Here is a 786-nt window from a genome sequence, read left to right as displayed (position 1 = left end):
CGCGCGCCTATAGCCGCACCGACTTCACCGCGCTGCCGTGCGATGAAGCGAAAGTAGCGGCGTTTCGGAAGTAAAAGTAGTAGCGCACTGCCCGCACATCCAGGCTACGACGATGGCGCCAGGCTTCAGATCCTGCTTGCCCCATTCTTCAAAAGCGTTGCCAGACGGCACGCAGTAGCGGCGTTACTCCTCATCACGCAATTCGGCCTCGATCTCGGCGATCGACGGCAACTCAGTGGCCAGCGGTTGGGGTATCTCGCGCAAAAGCTGGTATTCGGCCACACCCATCGGCTTGGCGATGCCACGAAGCGCGTATTCGGCGACCAGCCTGTTCTGTTCCTTGCACAGGAGAAGCCCGATGGTCGGTTGATCGTTGGGCGCCTTTAGTTGCGCGTCGATCGCCGACAGGTAAAAGTTCAGCTGCCCTGCGTATTCCGGCCTGAAAGGCGTGGCCTTTAGTTCGACGACCACATAGCAGCGCAGCTTCAGATGGTAGAACAGCAGATCGACAAAGAACTCGTCGCCGCCAACTTCGAGCCGGTACTGCCGGCCGACGAACGCAAACCCAGCACCGAGTTCAAGCAGGAATCTCGTGATGTGTCGGGTCAGAGCGTGTTCCAGATCCCGTTCCTGCGCATCCTCGCCGAGGCCGAGAAAGTCGAAGATATACGGGTCCTTCAGGCTGTCCCTCGCGAGATCGGATTGCGGCGACGGCAGGCGTTCGGGGAAATTCGTCACCGCGTTGCCCTGGCGTTCGCGTACCCGGGTTTCGATCTGCATGACGAG

Annotated in this window: 1 protein-coding gene; it reads right to left on the bottom strand. The window is 59.9% G+C overall.

Annotated elements, in window-relative coordinates:
* Positions 1 to 183: 183 nt before the first annotated feature.
* Positions 184 to 786: PDDEXK nuclease domain-containing protein (locus P0D89_RS53600; protein WP_408371380.1), on the bottom strand; the 603-nt coding region annotated here is incomplete at its 5' end.

It is taken from the genome of Paraburkholderia sp. RL18-085-BIA-A, from assembly GCF_046027075.1.
Taxonomy (GTDB): domain Bacteria; phylum Pseudomonadota; class Gammaproteobacteria; order Burkholderiales; family Burkholderiaceae; genus Paraburkholderia.
The sequence above is the reverse complement of the archived record's forward strand: the minus strand, read 5'-3'. Positions and strand labels throughout refer to the sequence as shown.